Raw genomic sequence first — 20093 nt, 5'->3', positions numbered from 1 at the left:
CCGCAAGGCCCTGTTGCTGCATTGCAACACATTTTGCCGATCCTCCTTTTGGATGGGATCGCTTCGTGTTGTGGCGGGTTTGCGCCCCCTCAACGGAGAACACACATGCGCAAGATTTTGTTGGTAGCAGCCGCCGCAGCGGCCCTTTCGGCGGGTGCCGCCTCGGCCCAGGACGTGACGACCACGACCACCGATACCACGACCACCGCAAGCGGTTCGAACACTGCGTTCCGCGGCTTCCGCCTCGAAGGCAATGCCGGCGGCGATCGCTTTCAGTCGCAGGGCCGTCATCACGACAAGTTCGGCTACGGCGCGACGATCGGCTTTGACGGCGTGATCGCCGACCGTATCGTCGTCGGTCCGGAAGCGACCTTCTGGAAGGCAGACAGCGGCAACGAGAATTGCGGCGGTGCGATCGGCGGTTCGGTCTGCCACAAGTCGTTCGAGGAATTCGGCGTCGGCGTCCGCGCCGGCTACCTGCTCACGCCGCATGCGCTGGTGTTCGCAAAGGGTGGTTATGTCACCAACGAACAGCGCAAGCGGTTCGACGCGACGACCGGGACCGGTTCCTACTACGACCATTTCAACACCACCGGCTATCAGGTCGGCGGCGGTGTCGAATATACCGTCACCCAGGGCCGCCTGCCGGTCTATGTCGACGCACAATATGTCTACTCGCAGTATAACGACCACACGTCGCGCCAGCGCGTGATGGGCGGCATCGGCGTTCGCTTCAAGTAAGCGACCCGCCGCTTCGGCACAGAAGGGCGCGCCCGGCGACGGGCGCGCCCTTTTTGCATCGGCGCGAGATTACAGCATGATGCGAAAGGTAGGCGGGTCCGCAGCCAGACGCTCGACGCTTCCACCGTGGATCAGGATCGCGCGGGTCTCGGTCACGGGCAAGACGATCGTAATGACCTTTCCGGACGATCCGCCGATCGCCCTGACCGACACCTCCATGGCCACCGTCGCATCCGTCGCGACACACTGGATCTGCCAGCGATCGGGCGCGCGGTCGGCGCCTTCGCCATCGGCGTCCTCATAGGCGTCCCAATCGAAGCGGCCTGCGCCGACCGGGGGGAACAGCCAGACTCCGCGTTCGACGGCGCCGGAACGGAACCCGCCGCGAGCGAGATTGACGAACATCCCCGACCCGGCGCGCGCGAACAGCAGCGGTGGTCCGTCGAGCGGGGCGGGCACCCGATGCTGGCTTCCACCGGCGCATATTGCCCCGCTCCACACGGCATACCACTGGCCTTGCCCGGGCAACCGCACCACGCGTTCGCGTGCGTCCGGTTCGACCACGATCGCGGCAAGCACGTCGCGGCCGATCATATGGTCGTCACCGTCGATCCAAGCTCCCGCATCCTCGGGGTGATCCAGCCACAGCGGGCGCAGCACCGGCGCATAGTCATGCGTATAGCGGTGGAGCAGGTCGTACAGGAACGGGACCAACGTCTGCCGCAGCGCCATCAGCCGCCGGATCGCGGGAAGCGCGTCGGCGTGCATCCACGGTTCGTTGACGGTGCGGTCGTCGTTCCAGCTATGGATGCTGAAACGCGGCATCAGCACGCCTGCCTGGACCCATCGGACCAGCAGTTCGGCATCGGGCGCGGGGCCGGAGAAGCCGCCGACGTCGTGCCCGCTGTTCGACACCCCCGCCAGTGCGAGCCCCAGCCCCATCTTGAGGTTGTAGCGCAGCGTCTTCCATTCGGTGCGATTGTCGCCCGACCAGGTCTGCCCGTAGCGCTGGAGCCCCGCCATCCCCGACCGCGTGACGACATAGGGCCGGACGCCCGGCGCATGCGCGACCTGCGCCGCGCGCGACGCGCGCATCATCAGCAGCGCGTGGAGCGGCAACGCGTCGGCGGCGGGGCGCGGCGACCCGAAGCCGTGAATGCGCGCGCGCGCGTCCCACACTTCATATTCGTTATTGTCGTTCCACGTCGCGGCGATGCCGTGATCGAGCAAGGCGGTCGTCACTTGTCCGCGCCACCAGGCGGCGGTCGCGGGGTTGGTGAAATCGAGATAGACCCCGGGCGCATCCCAGAATTGCGCCTCGGTCGGCACGCCGTCCGCGTCCGCGACGAGCAGCCCGGCGTCGCGGACTTCGGCGATGCGGGGATGATCGAGCAGCATCGCGGGCTTGATGTTCGCGACCAGCCGGACCCCCGCCGCCGCATAGCCAGCCGCGAAACCCGCGGGATCGGGGAATTTGTCGCGGTTCCAGTGGAACACGTAGCGTTTGTCGCCGATCGAGGTGTAGCCCGATGACAGATGGAACGAGCCGCAGCCGATGTCATGCGTCTCGAGTCCCGTGATGAAATCCGCCATCCGCGCCTGCGCATCGGGCGCGTCGGTATAAGTCATCGTCGACCCCGAATAGCCGAGTGACCAGCGCGGCGGCAGCGCGGGCTTGCCGGTCAGCCAGGTAAAGCGCCGCGTAACCGCCGCCGGATCGGGGCCAGCGATCATGTACAGGTCGAGATCGCCGCTTTCCGCCACCATGTGCCGGTACGGCCCGTGGTAATTGTCCATCTCCTGCCCGAAGTCGAAGGTGACGCGTGCAAGCGTATCGTAGAATGCGCCGTGGCAGACACCGTCGTCCTGTGCGGTGAGGACGTAGGGGATCGCCTTGTACAGCGGGTCCGACGTCTCGGCGTCATACCCCATCGGATCGACGCTGGTCAGCCGGAAGCGCCGCCCGCTACGGTCCATCGCGCCCGTGCGTTCGCCGAGGCCGTAGTGGCGCTCGCCCGGCTGGCGCGCGACGTAATGATAGGTGCGCCCGTCCCACCAGCCGAAGTCATACGCCTGCGTCGGCCGATCCGCCGCCATCGTCCGCCAGCCGCCGCCGACCCGCTGTTCCCAGACGCAATGGAATCTGTGAAGCGTGATCGTCAGCCGGATCCGCGCGGTCTCGATCACGACCTGCCCAGGGGTTTCGGTCAACGCGAATCCGGGCAAGGCAAAACCATCGGTCGCCATCCGGTCACGCCCGGGTTCGGCGATATCCCCGGCCCCCGGCGCGATCGCCCAGCTCGGCATGCTGGTGACGGTGCCATCGACGAGCAGCAGCAGCCGGACCACATCCTCCTCGAGCACGAAGACATGCGCGACCTGCCCGGTATCCGCGCGGAGCGTCACGCGCCCGGGTTCGCGTTCGGCGACCGCGAACACCGGGGGAGCGGAAAGCGTCGCGAGTCTCATGCCAGCACCTTTTTCTCGGGAATTGCGAGTCGCCCGATCGTCAGGATCAGCACCCCCGCCCCGACCAGATCAAACAGAGCGAGGCATGCGAACAACGGGCCATAGCCGATCGTATCCGCCAGCTGCCCGATCGCCAGCGAGAACAGCAACCCACCGGTCCACCCCGCCATCCCGACGAAGCCATTGGCCGTCCCGACCTCCTCGGGGGTGAAGACATCGGCGGACAGCGTGTTGATCAGCACCGAGATCATCTGGTGCGCAAACCCGCCGACGCAGAACAGCGCGATCGCAACCATCGGCCCCGACGCCAGCCCGATGCACCCCGGCGCAATCATCAGCACCGCGCCGATGGCGATCCCCGCGACGCGTGACGGAATCAGCTTCATCCCCGCGCGCTTCATCAGGAACGGCGACAGATACCCCCCGAGGATTCCGCCGAGATCGGCGGCGAGGAACGGCAGCCACGCGAACAGCGCGATCTGCTTGAGGTCCATCCCGCGTTCGGTGACGAGATACAGCGGGATCCAGAAGCTGAACGTCTGCCACGCGGGTTCGGCGAGGAAGCGCGGCAGCGCAATCGCCCAGAAGCGCCGGGTGCGAAGAATCGCCTTGGCCGAAACCTTGCCCGGAACCACCGTCGGGCGGTCTGCTGCGATCAGTGCCTGTTCCTCGGGGGTGATCGCGAAATGGTCGGCGGGCGAGCGGTAGAAGGTGTACCACAGCGCCGCCCAAACCAGCCCGAGCGCGCCGGTGACGATGAACGCCATCCGCCAGTCGTACAGCGCGCTGATCCCGATCACGACCGGCGGCGCGAGCACCGCGCCGAGCGACGTCCCCGCGTTGAACCACCCGGTCGCGACCGACCGGCTGCGTGCGGGAAACCATTCGGCGATCGTCTTCATGCCCGACGGAATCGCCGCCGCCTCGCTCAGCCCGAGCAGCCCACGAAAGAAGGCGAGCCCCGGCCACCCCCCGGCAAAGGCGTGGAGCATGTTCGCCACCGACCAGGCGATCGCGAACAGCGCGAAACCGATCCGCAACCCGACCGAATCGACGATATAGCCGCACACCGGCTGCATCACCGTATAGGCGAGCTGGAACGCGCCGACGATGTAGCTGTACTGCTCGGTCGAGAAATGCAGCTCGGTCTTGAGTTGCGGGGCGAGCACGCCGAGCGAGTTGCGCGCGAGATAATTGAGGATCGTCCCGAGCGATACCAGCCCCACGATCCACCAGCGTAGCCCTCGGATCGTCACCGAACGCTACGCTCGCCGAACACGGGTTGCGACGGTCGGCGTTGACGACGCGATCCTCGAACGGGCTAGGCGACTGCGCATCTCGACCGGTTCTCCCCCGACACTGGGACGGAGGCTAATCGAGAAGAACACAGCTGTCTATATTGGCCTGACCAATTCCGTTAATGTTGCCATCCCGGTGCGGACACGCCCGTGTCCCGCGACGCCAGTGCCCAGTCGCAGACCGGTCAACCCGGACGGATATCGCTCGTCTTGAACGATTCGACGATGGGCGAGGGATCCTCGAATTCGGTTTCATAGCTGAACGCGGTTGCGAGCCGCGCCCATGGGTGGGCGGATCGGGTGAAGATCTCCGCGATCGGACGCACCCAGCGGGAGTCATCGAGCGAGCTCGGGCGGACAACGACGGTGTCTGGCGAGCCTGTCGTGGTGGTATGCGTCCAGCCTGCACATGCAGGGCAGACGTATCGCGTGGAGATCGCCGCCGAATCTGCCGTTTTCTCGAGAGGCCGCGGCGCTACGTCGGTCGTGAGCCTGAACCCGTCCCCGGGAACCGCGAGGCCGAGCGAAAACGCCGACGCGGTCATCTGCTGGCAATCGGTGCAATGGCACGCCATGGTGAACAACGGCGCCTGATCGATGCGATAGCGGACCGCGCCGCAGAAGCAGCCACCGTCGAGGGGGAGAGCAAAGTCGGTCATGCGGCGGTCAACGCATGACGGCGCGATCGGTGGCACGGACGGCCGCGCCAAGGACCGCGGTTGGGCGGTTTGTCCAAGTGACTTTGCCGCCAGCGCGCGCTAGCCCGATCGGGATGACCGCGCTCAGGCCCTTTCTCCATCGCAATGCGCTCGCGGTCTGGCTGCTGATCGCCTGCGCGCTGTTGATGAAGGCGGTGGTTCCCTCGGGCTTCATGCCGGTGATGACCGCGAACGGGCTCGAGATCGTGCTGTGCCCCGGTGTCACGGCCGATCCGTCTGCCGGGACGATGCCCGGCATGATGCACCATGCCATGCCCGCCATCGCCAAGCCGGACGGACGAACTCCCGCCAAACCAGTGCCCGCCAAGGCCGAAACGCCGTGCGCCTTCGCCGGGCTGACCCTGCCGGGTCTCGGCGGAGTCGACGTCGTCTTGCTCGTCATCGCGGTGGCGGCGATCGTCGCGGCGGGGCTGTTCTTCCAGCCGATCGCCCCGATCGCGCGGCGCGCGTTCCTGCGCCCCCCGTTGCGCGGACCACCCGTTCACCGTTGATCGGTGCCCGGCGGCCGCGAAGCCACGTGCTTCCGCCGACGCCGTCGCGGGCCGCATCGTGGGATGCGGTCCGTGATCCGGCGCTGCCGGGCATCCCCCCAAGCGCGATCGCGCCCGTGCCACGACCGGGTGCGCCACGATTCGGGCGGCATTGCCGTCCTCGAAAAGGGATCTTCCATGATTCACCCCCTGCGCCGTTCGGCGCCGGTGCTGGCCGCCCTGGCCGGCGCCTTCCCGCTGAGTGCCGTCGCGCAAAGCAGCGCGGCACCGCAAGCGCCCGACGACATCCTCGTGATCGCCGAGCGCCAGACCCAATCGATCGAGCATGCGCCGACCAGCCGCGCGACCGTCACCGGCGCGCAGATCGCGACGACGATCAATGCAATCAACGTCGAGGACACGCTCAAATATCTCCCGAGCCTGGTCGTCCGCAAACGCCATATCGGCGACACCCAGGCCCCGCTCGCGACGCGCACCTCGGGGCTGGGGGCGAGCGCCCGCAGCCTGGTCTATGCCGATGGCGCGCTGCTGTCGGCGCTGATCGGCAACAACAACACCTCCGCCAGCCCGCGCTGGGGGATGGTCAGCCCCGAGGAGATCGCCCGGATCGACGTGCTCTACGGGCCGTTCTCGGCGGCCTATCCGGGCAATGCGATCGGCGCGGTCGTCTCGATCACGACCCGCCTGCCCGACCGGCTCGAGGGGACGCTGAGCGCAGGGACGAGCGTCCAGACCTTCGACCTGTATGGCGCCAAGGCGACCCTCCCGTCTAACCAGCTCGCGGGAACGCTCGGCGACCGGTTCGGCCGGCTCGCCGTGTTCGGGAGCGTGACGCACACGACCAGCACCAGCCAGCCGACCACCTATGTCACCGCCACCGCCAATCCGGCGGGGACAACCGGCGGCGTCGCCGACCGCAACCGCACCGGCGCGGCGATCCGAGTGCTCGGCAGCGGCGGGATCGAGCATCAGGCGCAGGACACTATCAAGCTCAAGGCGGCGTTCGACGTGTCGGACCGACTCCGGCTGACCTATGTCGGCGGGCTGTTCCGCAACGATACCGCTTCGACCGCGGAGACGTATCTCACCGCGCTCACCCCGGGCGCGCCGGTCTATACGAGCGCGTTCAGCAGCGGGGTCTATCGCTACGACCAGCGCCACTGGTCGCACGCACTCTCCGCCACCGGGACGGGCGCGCGGTTCGACTGGCAGGTGATCGGCACGCTTTACGACTTTGCAACGGACACGCAGCGCAGCCCGACCGCGCTGCTCCCCGCGGCGTTCGTTGGCGGGGCGGGGACCATCACCCGGCTCGACGGCACCGGCTGGGAGACCTTCGACGCCAAGGGTGCCTGGCGGTCCGATGCGGCCGCGACGCATACGATCAGCGCGGGGATCCATTGGGACCGGTTCGAGGTCAACAGCAACCGCTATGCCACGACCGACTGGATCGCGGGCCCGCAAGGCGTGCTCAACCAGGCCTCGCGCGGCAAGACACGGACCGTCGCCGGATGGGCGCAGGACGAGGTCCGCATCGCCGCGCCGCTGACGCTGACGGTCGGCGGACGCTATGAGGACTGGCGCGCCTATGACGGGTTCAATTTCTCCACCACCCCCGTGCTCTCGGTCGCGCAGCCGACGCGGAGCGCGACCGGTTTCTCGCCCAAGGCGACGCTCGCGTTCGTCCCGGCGCGCGACTGGACCGTGCGCGCGTCGTTCGGCAAGGCGTATCGCTTCCCGACCGTCGGCGAGCTCTACCAGGCGGTGACCACTGGCGCGGTGCTGACCGTGCCCGACCCCAACCTCCGCCCCGAACGCGCACTGTCCGGGGAACTCGCGCTCGAACACCGCGATACCAGCGGGACCGCCCGGCTTTCGCTGTTCACCGAAGCGATCGACGATGCGTTGATCGCGCAGTCCGCGCCGTTGGTGGCGGGGTCGGCGACCGCCTACAGCTATGTCCAGAACGTCGAGCGGACCCGCGCGCGCGGGGTCGAGCTGGCGGGGACGCGGACCGACTTTCCGGTGCGCGGGGTCGATCTGTCGGGGAGCGCGACCTATACCGATGCGACCACCCGCAAGGACACCGCCTTCCCCGCCGCGGTCGGCAAGCTGCTCCCCTCGGTCCCGCACTGGAAGGCGACCGCGGTGGCGACGTGGCGCCCCACCACCGGCATCGCGCTGACCGCCGCGGCGCGCTACGCCAGCCGCAATTACGCGACGCTCGACAACAGCGATACCGTCGGGAACACCTATATGGGCTTCTACCGCTATCTGGTCGTCGACCTGCGCGCGCGGGTCGCGGTGACGCCGCGCTACGCCCTTGCGGTCGGCGTGGATAACGTCACCAACGACCGGTACTTCCTCTTCCATCCCTTCCCGCAGCGCAGCGTCAGCGCGGAAGTGACGGCGCGGCTATGAGCGTCCAGGCCCCCGGAACCCGCTGGTACAATGCGGTATGGCGCTGGCATTTCTATGCCGGGCTGGTGTGCATCCCGTTCGTCCTGTGGCTGTCGCTGACGGGGACGCTCTATCTGTGGCGACCGCAGGTGGAGGCGTGGCTCGACCAACGGTTCGACCACCTGTCGACCGCCGCGCCCGCGCAGGCGCCCGACGCGCAGCTCGCCGCCGCGCTGCGCGCGGTGCCGGGGGCGACCTTGCGCAAATATGTCCTCCCCACTGCGCCGGAACAGGCGGTGCGGGTGATCGTGCGCCGCGGCGGGGCCGACCAGCGCGTCTATCTCGACCCCGGGACGCTCGCGGTGCTGCAAGTGGTGCCCGAGGAGACGCGGCTGTTCGCGCTGGTGTCGCGGCTCCACGGCGAGCTGCTCGCCGGGACGATCGGCAGCTATATCGTCGAGATCGCCGCCTGCTGGGCGGTGACGATGCTGCTGACCGGGCTGTATCTATGGTGGCCGCGCGGGCGACGCGGGCTCGGCGGGGTGCTGTACCCGCGGCTGCGCGGCGGCAAGCGGCGGTTCTGGCGCGATCTCCATGCGACCGCGGGGATCTGGGTATCGGTCTTTGCGCTCGGGCTGATCCTGACCGGCTTGCCCTGGGCAAAGGGCTGGGGGAGCTATCTGGTCGAGATCCGCACGCTGACGGGGACGAGCAAGGGGCCGGTCGACTGGACGATCGGCGGCAAGCCACCCACCGCCGACCTCCATGCCGGGATGGCCGGGATGGAGGGGATGGCGCCGCCCGGGCCTCACGTCCCGCCGTCTGCCGCGGGCGAGCTGTCTCGCGTCGCGCTGGCGGCGCGCCCGCTCGGGCTCGCGCCGCCGGTGCTGGTCGCGCCGCCCAAGGCACCGGGCGCGCCGTGGAAGGTGACGTCGGACGCCGCCGACCGTCCGTTGCGCGCGGAGGCGACGATCGACGGTGCGACCGGGCGGATCCTCGGCCACAGCGGGTTTGCGGAGCGGCACTGGATGGACCGGCTGATCGGCTATGGCATCGCGGTCCATGAGGGCGCGCTGTTCGGGCTCGCCAACCAGATCGCGGGGACGATCGTCGCCTTGCTGCTCGCGCTGCTGGCCGGGTCGGGCGCGGTGCTATGGTGGCGCCGGCGACCGATCGGGCTGCTCGGCGCGCCGCTCCCGCTGACGCGGCCGCGGTTCGGGCCGGTGCTGATCGCCGCGATCGTGCTGCTCGCGGTCTATATGCCGCTGTTCGGGGGGACCTTGCTGCTGGTGCTGGCGGTCGAACGGCTGGTGTTGCGAAACCTCAGCGGAACAAGGCGTTGGCTGGGATTGGCGCGGGCGTGAGGGTCGGAAGGTGAGGGGAAAGTTAGGCGGAACCGGCTTGCGTAGCGCCGCGTGGGCGGCGTTGTCGGGGGCGCCGTTCGAACTCGGTCGAATTGAAAGTGACGAACAGCGGATCGTCCGCGTCGTCGTCGTGTTACAGCGAGGCAGGCCCCGGAGGACGGCGGTATGGCAGCTAACCACCCCTTCTCGCCCTGCCTAACGCGACGCTGGTTGAGGAGGGGCGCGCGACTTGTTTGAATGACCCAAGCGGCGGCACCGGGACCTCAGCTAGCGCCAGAGTAACAGCCCCTGACGCGGGGGACGCTACGAATTGTCCCCCAGCGCCGAGCCGATGCCGGACCGCGAGGGGACCAGAAAACGGTTCAGTGGACGCCTATTTGTGGAACTACCGCATCCGGTGCAGGCGCGCCCCGCAACAGGCCGTCCGTGCTCAGATCCTCGTCGATCTCGGGCCAGTAGATCCCGTACCCCGCCCCCGCTCGCTCCCAGTGCGCGCGGTGTTCGGGCGTGGCGGCGAGCAAGCGCGGATACCACGCCAGCGGCACGGAGATCGTCCGACCGTCCATCAAGTCGACGCTCAGCGTATCTGCATCGCAGCGGACGTCAGCGACCCGCGTGTCGGCGACCCTAGCCGAAATATTCATGCCATGCCTCCAGCAACGGCACGCGGTGAACCGCGACCATTGCCAATATGGCATTGATCTCGTGAGGACGGAAGCCGCTGCCCTTGGCGTAGGCGACGGGTTCGAGCCATGCCTTGAGGGTCGATTCGCCTTTGTCGACATGGACATGCGGCGGCTCGTTCGGCTCATGGCTGTAAAAATAGAAGCGAAAGCCGTTGATGCGCAGGACAGTTGGCATGTTCGGTCCCCCCGGACGTTGCCATATCCTACCAGTAAATCGCGCTGGTCTTACCCAGGTTTGCGTGTCATTCGAAACGATGGGGCAACACCATGACCGACCCCGGCACGAGGCTGGCGTCGATCATGGCGCTGAACCCGCTCACTTCGCCGGCAGGTAAATCTCTCCGCCCTTCTCCCGGAACGTCTCGCTCATCGCCGCCATCCCGGCCTCCGCATCGGCATGCGTCGTGCCCTTGGCGAACGCCGCGCGGTCCGCGTCGACCTTTCCCGCGCCCGCCGCGAGGAACCCATCCGCCGGGCCGTTCTGCTTCGCCGCAAAGTCCCGCACTTCCTGCGTGATCTTCATCGAACAGAATTTCGGCCCGCACATCGAGCAGAAATGCGCGGTCTTGGCACCTTCTGCGGGGAGGGTCTGGTCGTGATACTGCTCGGCGGTGTCCGGATCGAGCGACAGGTTGAACTGGTCGCGCCAACGGAAGTCGAAGCGCGCGCGCGACAAAGCGTCGTCGCGCATCTTGGCCGCCGGATGCCCCTTCGCCAGATCGGCGGCGTGCGCGGCGAGCTTGTAAGTCACCACGCCAACCTTGACGTCGTCGCGATCGGGCAAGCCCAAATGCTCCTTGGGGGTGACGTAGCAAAGCATCGCCGTGCCATACCAACCGATCATCGCGGCACCGATCCCGCTGGTGATATGGTCATAGCCCGGCGCGATGTCGGTAGTGAGCGGCCCAAGCGTGTAGAACGGTGCCTCGCCGCACACTTCGAGCTGCTTTTCCATATTCTCCTTGATCTTGTGCATCGGCACATGGCCGGGGCCTTCGATCATCACCTGGACGTCCGACTTCCACGCGCGGTGGGTGAGTTCGCCCAGCGTATAGAGCTCGCTGAACTGTGCTTCGTCGTTGGCGTCGGCGATCGAGCCGGGGCGCAGCCCATCGCCGAGCGAATAGGCGATGTCATACGCCTGCAGGAGCTCGGTGATTTCGTCGAAGCGCTCGTAGAGGAAACTCTCCTTGTGGTGCGCGAGGCACCATTTCGCCATGATCGACCCGCCGCGCGAGACGATCCCGGTGACGCGCCTGGCGGTCATCGGGATGTAGGCGAGGCGCACGCCGGCGTGGATCGTGAAGTAATCGACGCCCTGCTCGGCCTGTTCGATGAGGGTGTCGCGGAAGATCTCCCAGGTCAGGTCCTCCGCTACGCCGGCGACCTTTTCGAGCGCCTGGTAGATCGGCACGGTGCCTACGGGCACGGGCGAGTTGCGCAGGATCCATTCGCGCGTGTCGTGGATGTTGCGGCCGGTCGACAAGTCCATCACCGTGTCCGCGCCCCAGCGGATCGACCAGACCATCTTGTCGACCTCGGCGGCGACGTTGCTCGCGACCGCGGAGTTGCCGATGTTGGCGTTGATCTTGACCAGGAAGTTGCGGCCGATCGCCATCGGCTCGGATTCGGGGTGGTTGACGTTGTTGGGGATGATCGCGCGGCCGCGCGCGATCTCGTCGCGCACGAATTCTGGGGTGACGTAATCGGGGATCGACGCGCCGAACGATTCACCGTCGCGAATCAGCTTTTCCTTCGCCGCCGCACGACCGAGATTCTCGCGGATCGCGACATATTCCATCTCGGGGGTAATGATCCCGCGGCGCGCGTAATGCATCTGGCTGACGTTCGCGCCCGCCTTCGCGCGCAAGGGGCGCTTGATGACGCCCGGATATTGCGGGACGCCCGCCGAGCGATCGGGGCCGGTCAAGCCATTGTCCTCGGGGCGGATTTCGCGTGCGTCATAGGATTCGACGTCGCCGCGCGCGAGGATCCAGTCGCGGCGGAGCTGCGGGAGCCCCTGGTTGATGTCGATCTGCGCGGCGGGGTCGGTGTAGGGACCGGAGGTATCGTAGACGCGCAAGGGCGGCTCGAGCGCGGACGGATCGAGCATGATCTCGCGCATCGCGACGCCCGCGCCAGGGATGTTGGCGGACGGAACGTGGATTTTGCGGCTGCCACGGATCGCTCCGGTGGTGACGCCAATTTCGGTGCGGGCAGGACTGTCGGCCATTGTGTCGCTCCTCAAAATCGGACGAGCGACAACGGAACCCGGGCGTGGACACCGCTCCCTCCCTCCGCCCGTGCTAACGGGATCAGGTTCAAACGGGTCGTGGCTTCAGCCACCTCTCAGCTGCTCTGGCGCAGCCCCCCGGGGAATGACGATGGTGTAGTCGTTTCAATCGGCGAAGAAAAGCGCCGTCAGCTGGCAGCGCTTATCTTGATGGTGCCGTTGATGCCGTTGGGGAAGAAGCCGCCGCCGACAACCGCATTGCGGTTGAGATAGACGATGTTGAGCACCTGCCCCGGCGTGCGGCTGAACGTGATGCCGCTCGCGTCGGTCGGCACGAGGTTCGCGGTCGTGCCGTCGCCGATCCCCTGATCGAGATCGGTCGTGCCATCGAGGCTGTCGCGCGCATCGCTGATCGCATTCGCATTGGTGCGCAGTGTCGGTGCCGCGATGCCCTTGGCGTACAGGACGGTGCGGATCAGCCCGGCGTGATAGGCCTCGGTCGCCAGGATGCCGGCCGCCGCGTCGATCAGCAGGCTCTGCGCGATCAGCGGCGATGCGCCCTTATAGGCGGTGACGCCGACGTCCTCGAAGATGAACGCCGCCAGCAGGAAATTCTCGTCGCTGGCATAGGGGTCGAAGGTAGCGGTCGCGCCAATGATCCCGGCCGCCCGCGCCGCGGCGGTGAACGCACCGGTCGCGCCGCCGTCGATGTTGATCGCGGGCTGCGCGACGACCGACGTGCCGAGCACCGACCGGAGGAAGGCCACGTGCGCGACCTCGTCCGCCGCGATCTCGCGGGCATATTGCTGGACGACGGGATCGGTGAAGGTCACTGCCCGGCCGCCGGTAACGCCGCCCTGCGTGCCCGTGCCGGTCAGCAAGGCAGCGGGCAGGCCCGCGCCGGTGACGGCAAAGCTATAGAACTGCGCCTCGAGATATTCGAGGTTGAGCGCGAAGTTGAACGTGTCCTGGTCCTTCAGCACGTCGGTCGAGGCGGGGCTCGGCGTGGCGCTGGCGGTGTCGGTCGGGGTCGGCGTCGCGGTGCTGGAGCCGCTGCCGCCGCAGGCCGAGAGCAGTGCGCTGCCGCCGACCGCGAGCGACGCCGCGCCCGCGCTGCGCAGGAACGTGCGACGGGCGGCGCGACGGCGATCGCTCGCGTCGAGCACTTGCAGGAGAAGGTCGCTATCGATCACTGGAAACACTCCGGTACGGGCGCGAAGAAGAGAAAGGACACGGGCTGGCGTCAGTTCGCGGTGCTGGTGGCGATCGAGCCATTGACGCCGTTGGGGAAGAAGCCCCCCTTCGAAACCCCAAGGCTGTTGAGATACACGATGTTGAGCACCTGCCCGGTCGTGCGGCCGTACGCGAGCCCATCCTGCCCGGTAGGCACGATGTTCGAAGCGGTGAGGCCGTTGAGCGCGGGCGACTGGCTGTTGGCGATGGTGACCGCCGAAATGCCCTGGTCGTCGTCGCTGGTCCCGTCGAGCCCGTCGCGGACGTTCGAGATCGCATCGGTGTTGGTGCGCAGGCTCGGGGTCTGCAGGCCCTTGGTGTAGAGCACGGTGCGGATGATCGACGCGTGATAGGCTTCCGCCGCGAGGATCCCGGCAGCGGCCTCGAGATAGACCTTGCTGGTCAGCAGCGACGATGCGCCGCGATAGGCCGAGACGCCGACGTCCTCGAACAGGAACGCCGCCTGGAGGAAGTTCTCGTCGCTGGCGTACGGATCGAACGCGGCGCCCGCCGCGACGATCTTGGCGGCCTGCGCGGCGACACTGAACGCGCTGGTCGCGGTCGAGCCGATGTCGATCGCCGGCTGCGCGACTGCCGCGGAAGCGAGCTGGGTGCGCAGGAAGGTCACGTGGTTGACCTCGTCCTGTGCGATCTCGCGGGCATATTGCGCGACGAGCGGATCGGTGAAGCTGACCGCGCGGCCACCGGTCACGGCGCCCTGCGTGGTCGTGCTCGCGCTGCCCGGGGTCAGCAGCGTGTTGGGAAGCCCCGTGCCGAACGCGGCGAAGGAATAGAATTGCGCCTCGAGATATTCGAGGTTGAGCGCAAAATTGAGGATCGCCGCGTCATTGTCGCTTGCCTGCGCCATAGCGGTGCTGCCGATCGCGACTGCGGTCGCACCGATCGCGGCAACGGCACCCGCGCCAAGCGCGGTGCGGAAGAATTCGCGGCGTTCGCTGCGCCGTTCGGCGCGCGACTCAAGCCGTTCGATCAGCTGCTGGTCGGTATCGGTCATCGGGGCGAAGCCTTCATCCTTGAAATGCCTTGCGGCCCGGCTTGCGTGGCACCGAGTGGCGCGGGACGCAAGCCGGGAAATGGCGGGCCGGCGCGGCTTGACGCCACGCCCACGGGTCGCCCCGCGACGGCAGCCCGCTACATCAGAAGGTGTAGGCGACGCCGGCTGCGCCGATCCACTGGTTGCGCGATCCGGCGACCCGCACGATCGGGCTGTTGGCGAAATCGCCGAGCATCCGCGAATAGGTGCCGCCGGCGACCAGCTTGAAGCCGTGCAACAGGTCACCGGTCAGCGAGTAGGTCGCGAGACCGCCGACCGAATAGTTCTTCCACCCCTTGCCCGCGCTATAGGTCTGGAGACCGCTGGCGAGGCTCTGCGCCGGCGTGATGCTGAAATAGGTGTCGGCATAGCCGCTCTCGACATATTGCGCCGACCCGAACAGCGCGACCGCGGCCTTGCGGCTGAGCGGGGTCAGATAGTTGATCGACGGCTGCAGGATGCTCGCCTTGTGGACGCCGTTGACGTCGTGCCGCAGGCTGACCGAGACCGACAGCTTGTCGTACGGGCTGGTGATGACGCCGGTCTTGCCCAGGCCGACATAGCCGCCGAGCTCGATCGCGGTGCCGACCTTGCCGAGTGCGCGGATGCGCGTGTCGTCGATGTTCTTCAGGCTGGAGCGATCGAAGTTGACCACGCCGACCGGGCCGAACTGAATATCCCAGCGCTGGCCCGGGCGGTTCGGCACGAGATCGAGGCTCGCGCGGTTGCCGATGACGGTGAAGTTGAAGCCCTTGACCGAACCGATCACGACCGGCGCGGGGACGACGCGATAGTCGTTCGAGCCGTCATAATCCGGCAGATAGGCCGCGCCGACGCCGACCGTCACCGTGTCCTTGTCGAGCTCGGACGCGATCTGGTTGTTGTCCGCGGGGACGGGATTGGCCTGCTGCGCGAGCGCGGGCGTCGCGGCGCCGAGCAGGAGGACGGTCGCGGCGGCGAGGAAAGAACGATGAGTCACGGGCAGCTCCAGCAGAAACGTAAAAATGATGTCGGGCGCGTAACGCGATGTTGCGGCTTTGGGTCCGCAGCTCGGCGCCTACAGCAAGTATCGCATCCGCACCTGTTGCCGATCTGCATCACTTTCCAGCGTGAAACGCGCTGCCGCAAAGCGTGGCGGCCCAAAAGTCACCGAAGGATTTCTTGAAAAACCAAAGCCTTCGCGAGGAATTCCCGCGAACGTGTCGAGTTTACGGTTGTTGTTCTCGTCGTGGATCACCGCAATTGCATACGCACCATGCGGCAGGCCGTCGAACTGGAGATGCGTCATGCTTGCGGGGATCGATCGCGTGGTCGCGTTGGCATCGTCGACGCAGGCGGGAAAGTTGTCCGGGTCCGCGGTCAGGCAGACCCGCACCATGCCCTTGGCCGAGCGGAGGTTCGAAACGTCGACCGACAGGTCACTCGTCGCGACCGCGCCCGGCAAGGACACGAGCAGCACGGCCGCCGCGATCGCGGTCGACGCCAGCCTTCGCATGTTCCCGCGCGAAATCGCCGACGCCGCGGTCGGTGCCGCACAACCGGTCCCAGAAACGGAAATAGAGGCCATAATTTCCTCGATACAGCTCGTGATGACGCTGATGGTGGCTCGCGGTAATGAGCCAATGGCCCAATGGACCTCGCCACATGAACGCGGGAAAAATCTCCCACCCCATGTGATTGGTCACCCCCATAACCGTCATTATCCCGAGCACCAAGCCGAGTGCGCCGACGTGGATCGGAATCCCGAAGACGAGTAGCGGAATTATCACAGCGCCGCTGATCGCCTCGAGCGGATGGAACGCCATGGCCGCCCAGGCGGTCGGCGGGCGGCTGTCATGATGCACCGCATGTGCCAGCTTGAACAGGCGCGGCCGGTGCATCCAGCGATGCGTCCAGTAGAACCAGCTGTCGTGCGCGACGAGATAGGCCAGCACCGATACCGGCAGGTACCAGACCGGATAGGCGTGGACGTCCTGGTAGATCAGCGTCCAGCCGCGGTTCTGCCAGCCCCAGGCGATGATCCCGGCCGGCACGCCATAGATCGCCGCCGATGCGACGCTCCACCAGATCTCGCGGCGGATCTGCGCGGAGAGGCCGCGGTAGAGCCCGGGGTAGCGCGCCCGAGTCGCGGCGGCAAAGGCACCCGACACGATCAGATACCGCACCGCCACGATCAGCGACATCGCGACCATGGACGCGGCAATGGCAAGGGCGATGGTCATGCACGCGCTGTAGAGCGTTTCCCGGGGCAACGCCATGCGGCAGCGGCCCTGGCCGCGGACACACAGGGACGCGAGCCCGGTGATGCCACGACACCTCCGCAAACGTCGATCGAGTCCCGCGTCCTCGCGGAAAACCGCCAGGATGCGCGGCAGCAGCGCGGCGCCGAGCGTTGCGTCCGTCCGCGCCCGTTTCCGCAAGGTGTCGTGCTGGGCGCGAAACATGCCGGATGGTGCGTGCGATGCCAATCGGCGGCTACCGGGGGGCGACGGGTGCGCCAACGCGAAAAGGCAGGATGCGGCGTCTGATGATGCCCGCGCCCGCACGCGAAACGCCGTGCCGACCCGCAGACGGTTGCATGCCGGGCGCATTCGGCTATCGCCCTGCCGATGCCAACAACCCTTTCGTGCGACCTCGCCATCGTCGGCGGTGGCCTGGCGGGCGGCCTGATCGCGCTCGCGCTGGCAAGAAAACGGCCCGACCTCGACGTGCGACTCGTGGAGGCCGGGGAGACGCTTGGCGGCAATCACCTATGGTCGTTCTTTTCGAGCGACATCGCCGCCAGCGACAGCTGGATCATTGCGCCGCTGATCAGCCATGGCTGGGCCGGGTATGACATCGCCTTTCCGGCGCACCGTCGCGCGCTGGCCAGCGCCTATTATTCGATCGAATCGCAGCGGCTCGACACGCTGGTCCGCAAGGCGCTCCCGGACCGCGCGATCCTGACCGGGCGGCGCGTCGACGATGTTTCCGCGACGTCGGTCGCGCTGGCAGGCGGCGACCGGATCGAGGCGCGCGGCGTCATCGATGCGCGCGGCCCGGGCAACCTCGCCCGGCTCGATCTCGGCTGGCAGAAATTCCTCGGCCGCGAGATGTCCCTCGCGGAACCGCATGCCGCCCCCCGCCCGATGGTGATGGATGCGACGGTCGCGCAGGTCGACGGCTTTCGCTTCGTCTATTGCCTGCCCTTCGCCGCGACCCGGATGTTCGTCGAGGACACCTATTACAGCGACACGCCCACGCTCGACACGGCCGCGCTGGGCGCGCGGATCGATGGCTATGTCCAGCAGCGCGGATGGCAGGTGGAGCGGATCCTGCGCCAAGAGACCGGGGTGCTGCCGGTTGCGATGGGCGGCGATTTCGAGGGCTATTGGCGGTCGAGCGGCCTGAACGTCGCGAAGGTCGGGATGCGCGCCGGCCTGTTTCACCCGACGACGGGCTATTCGCTGCCCGATGCGGTGCGCACGGCGGCGCTGATTGCGCGGACCACCGACCTGTCCGGGGCCAACCTCCACCTGCTGACCCATGGGTTTGCCAAAGCGACGTGGCAGCAGCGCGGCTTCTACCGTATGCTCGACAAGATGCTGTTCCGCGCCGCCGACCCCGAGGAACGCTACCGTGTGCTCGAGCGCTTCTACCGGCTCGATCCGCAACTGGTGCGGCGCTTCTATTCAGGACGATCGACGATGATGGACAAGGCCCGGATTCTGACCGGCAAGCCGCCGGTGCCGATCGGCCGCGCCTTGCAGGCGATCGGCATGCTGCCCGCGGCGCGCACCGGGGGCGCTGAATGAGCACGCGTCCGCCCGAGCGCCCCGCGCCGCATAGCGCGGCCCGTACCGCGATCGTCATCGGCGCCGGCTTCGGCGGGCTCGCGCTTGCGATCCGGCTGCAGTCGGCGGGCGTCGACACCACCATCGTCGAGGCGCGCGACAAGCCGGGCGGGCGTGCCTATGTGTGGGAGAAGGACGGTTTCACCTTCGACGCCGGGCCGACCGTCATCACCGATCCGCCGTGCCTGCAGGAACTATGGGCGCTGACCGGGCGCGACATGGCGGACGATGTGACGCTCGCGCCGGTGACCCCCTTCTACCGGCTCAACTGGCCCGACGGGGTCAATTTCGATTATTCGAACGACGAGCCGTCGCTCAACGCCGAGATCGCCAAGCTCAACCCCGAAGACGTCGCGGGCTATGCCAAGTTCCTCGAATATGCCGCGGGTGTGTATGAGGAGGGCTATCGCAAGCTCGGCCATGTCGCGTTCCTCGACTTCGCGTCGATGATCAAGGCGGCGCCCGCGCTTGCGAAATATCAGGCGTGGCGGTCGGTCTATTCGATCGTGTCGAGTTACGTGAAGGACGAGCATCTCCGCCAGGCGCTGTCGTTCCACACGCTGCTGGTCGGCGGCAATCCGATGAACACCAGCGCGATCTACGCGCTGATCCACAAGCTCGAAAAAGACGGTGGCGTCTGGTTCGCGATGGGCGGGACCAACCAGCTGATCGCGGGCATGGTCCGCCATTTCGAGCGATTGGGCGGCGTGCTGCGGTTGAACGATCCCGCGGTCGACATCGCGACGATGGGCGACCGCGCGACCGGGGTGACCACCGCGAGCGGCTGGCATGCCGATGCCGACATGGTCGCGTGCAACAGCGACGTGATGCACAGCTACCGCGACCTTTTGAAGTCGTCGCGCAGCGCACAACGCACCAAGACCGCACTGGCGCGCAAGAAATACTCGCCGTCGCTGTTCGTCGTGCATTTCGGGATCAAGGGGACGTGGCCGGGGATCCCGCACCACATGATCCTGTTCGGGCCACGCTATCAGGGGCTGCTCGCCGATATCTACGACCACGGGGTGCTGCCCGAGGATTTCTCGCTGTATCTCCACCACCCGACCGTGACCGATCCATCGCTCGCGCCCGAGGGCTATTCGACCTTCTATGTGCTTGCGCCGGTGCCGCATCTCGGCAAGTTCCCGGTCGACTGGACAGAGATCGGCCCGATCCTCGAGAAGCGCATCCTCGACGAGGTCGGGCGGCGGTTGATCCCGGACATCCATGAGCGGATCGTGACCAAGTTCCATTATGCGCCGAACGACTTCGCGGCGGATTTGAATGCGCACCTGGGGAGCGCGTTTTCGCTCGAGCCGTTGCTGACGCAGAGCGCGTGGTTCCGCGTACACAATCGCGACGACCATATTCCCAACCTGTATTTCGTCGGCGCGGGCACGCATCCGGGCGCGGGGATTCCGGGCGTGGTGGGGAGTGCGAAGGCGACTGCCGCGTTGATGCTGGAGAGTGAGCGATGAGGGTGTATAAAAAGCCCCTCCCCTTCAGGGGAGGGGTTGGGGGTGGGGCTGTGTCTCGTAGAGAGCAAGGTTCTGCTGTACTTCCCCACCCCAA

Annotated in this window: 17 protein-coding genes and 1 riboswitch; of the genes, 6 read left to right on the top strand and 11 right to left on the bottom strand. The window is 67.1% G+C overall.

All coding sequences use genetic code 11. From position 1 onward, the window contains the following. The first annotated feature begins 105 nt into the window (after positions 1 to 105). Positions 106 to 741, top strand: coding sequence for a porin family protein (locus tag L8K25_RS06870; RefSeq protein WP_242138153.1), 636 nt, complete (start codon positions 106 to 108; stop codon positions 739 to 741). A 69-nt stretch (positions 742 to 810) separates the two neighbouring features. Here the strand turns inward: L8K25_RS06870 and L8K25_RS06865 are convergent, their stop codons facing one another. The 3 genes from L8K25_RS06865 to L8K25_RS06855 all read right to left on the bottom strand — a co-directional run bounded on the left by L8K25_RS06865 (position 811) and on the right by L8K25_RS06855 (position 5167). Beyond that, positions 811 to 3210, bottom strand: coding sequence for a TIM-barrel domain-containing protein (locus L8K25_RS06865; RefSeq protein WP_242138152.1), 2400 nt, complete (start codon positions 3208 to 3210; stop codon positions 811 to 813). Then, positions 3207 to 4466: an MFS transporter gene (locus L8K25_RS06860; RefSeq protein WP_242138151.1), complete on the bottom strand. Its 1260-nt coding sequence runs from the start codon at positions 4464 to 4466 to the stop codon at positions 3207 to 3209. The genes L8K25_RS06865 and L8K25_RS06860 overlap by 4 nt, the downstream gene beginning before the upstream one ends. 227 nt (positions 4467 to 4693) lie before the next feature. After that, a complete protein-coding gene (locus tag L8K25_RS06855; RefSeq protein WP_242138150.1) occupies positions 4694 to 5167 on the bottom strand; it encodes a GFA family protein in 474 nt (157 codons plus the stop codon). A gap of 113 nt (positions 5168 to 5280) precedes the next feature. Between L8K25_RS06855 and L8K25_RS06850 the strand changes: the two genes are divergently transcribed. The 3 genes from L8K25_RS06850 (at position 5281) to L8K25_RS06840 (ending at position 9482) form a co-directional block, all read left to right on the top strand. Further along, positions 5281 to 5718 (top strand): hypothetical protein, encoded by a 438-nt coding sequence (locus tag L8K25_RS06850; RefSeq protein ID WP_242138149.1) that lies wholly within the window; start codon positions 5281 to 5283, stop codon positions 5716 to 5718. Positions 5719 to 5895: 177 nt separating this feature from the next. Further along, positions 5896 to 8139 (top strand): TonB-dependent receptor, encoded by a 2244-nt coding sequence (locus L8K25_RS06845; RefSeq protein ID WP_242138148.1) that lies wholly within the window; start codon positions 5896 to 5898, stop codon positions 8137 to 8139. Continuing rightward, complete coding sequence (locus L8K25_RS06840) at positions 8136 to 9482, top strand: PepSY domain-containing protein (protein ID WP_242138147.1); 1347 nt, start codon at positions 8136 to 8138, stop codon at positions 9480 to 9482. Before L8K25_RS06845 ends, L8K25_RS06840 begins: the two co-directional genes overlap by 4 nt. Before the next feature lie 362 nt (positions 9483 to 9844). Here the strand turns inward: L8K25_RS06840 and L8K25_RS06835 are convergent, their stop codons facing one another. From L8K25_RS06835 to L8K25_RS06800, 8 genes are all read right to left on the bottom strand, one after another. Beyond that, entirely contained in the window at positions 9845 to 10126 is a 282-nt protein-coding gene (locus L8K25_RS06835) for a DUF2442 domain-containing protein (protein ID WP_242138146.1), read from the bottom strand. After that, the gene (locus tag L8K25_RS06830; RefSeq protein ID WP_242138145.1) at positions 10110 to 10343 is read right to left on the bottom strand and encodes a DUF4160 domain-containing protein; all 234 of its coding nucleotides are present in this window, start codon (positions 10341 to 10343) and stop codon (positions 10110 to 10112) included. Before L8K25_RS06830 ends, L8K25_RS06835 begins: the two co-directional genes overlap by 17 nt. 141 nt (positions 10344 to 10484) lie before the next feature. After that, positions 10485 to 12401: a phosphomethylpyrimidine synthase ThiC gene (gene thiC / locus L8K25_RS06825; protein WP_242138144.1), complete on the bottom strand. Its 1917-nt coding sequence runs from the start codon at positions 12399 to 12401 to the stop codon at positions 10485 to 10487. A 42-nt stretch (positions 12402 to 12443) separates the two neighbouring features. Beyond that, a riboswitch (TPP riboswitch) is annotated at positions 12444 to 12552 on the bottom strand. Between the two features lie 37 nt (positions 12553 to 12589). Continuing rightward, on the bottom strand, positions 12590 to 13594 hold the full coding sequence (locus L8K25_RS06820) for a ferritin-like domain-containing protein (protein WP_242138143.1): 1005 nt from the start codon (positions 13592 to 13594) through the stop codon (positions 12590 to 12592). Between the two features lie 50 nt (positions 13595 to 13644). Beyond that, complete coding sequence (locus tag L8K25_RS06815) at positions 13645 to 14649, bottom strand: ferritin-like domain-containing protein (protein WP_242138142.1); 1005 nt, start codon at positions 14647 to 14649, stop codon at positions 13645 to 13647. 142 nt (positions 14650 to 14791) lie between these two features. Further along, entirely contained in the window at positions 14792 to 15667 is an 876-nt protein-coding gene (locus L8K25_RS06810) for a MipA/OmpV family protein (protein ID WP_242138141.1), read from the bottom strand. A gap of 78 nt (positions 15668 to 15745) precedes the next feature. Continuing rightward, a complete protein-coding gene (locus tag L8K25_RS06805; protein WP_242138140.1) occupies positions 15746 to 16183 on the bottom strand; it encodes a DUF2141 domain-containing protein in 438 nt (145 codons plus the stop codon). Then, complete coding sequence (locus tag L8K25_RS06800) at positions 16107 to 16910, bottom strand: sterol desaturase family protein (protein WP_242138725.1); 804 nt, start codon at positions 16908 to 16910, stop codon at positions 16107 to 16109. Before L8K25_RS06800 ends, L8K25_RS06805 begins: the two co-directional genes overlap by 77 nt. A gap of 387 nt (positions 16911 to 17297) precedes the next feature. Between L8K25_RS06800 and crtY the strand changes: the two genes are divergently transcribed. Together crtY and L8K25_RS06790 are read left to right on the top strand one after the other, a co-directional pair. After that, positions 17298 to 18482 carry a lycopene beta-cyclase CrtY gene (gene crtY, locus L8K25_RS06795; protein ID WP_242138139.1) on the top strand — a complete coding sequence of 395 codons (1185 nt, stop codon included), beginning with the start codon at positions 17298 to 17300 and terminating at the stop codon, positions 18480 to 18482. Beyond that, a complete protein-coding gene (locus tag L8K25_RS06790; protein WP_242138138.1) occupies positions 18479 to 19999 on the top strand; it encodes a phytoene desaturase in 1521 nt (506 codons plus the stop codon). Before crtY ends, L8K25_RS06790 begins: the two co-directional genes overlap by 4 nt. The last annotated feature ends 94 nt before the right edge of the window (positions 20000 to 20093 follow it).

This window comes from Sphingomonas sp. TREG-RG-20F-R18-01 (assembly GCF_022662475.1).
Taxonomy (GTDB): domain Bacteria; phylum Pseudomonadota; class Alphaproteobacteria; order Sphingomonadales; family Sphingomonadaceae; genus Sphingomonas.
This window is presented reverse-complemented; position numbering and strand designations above follow the sequence as displayed.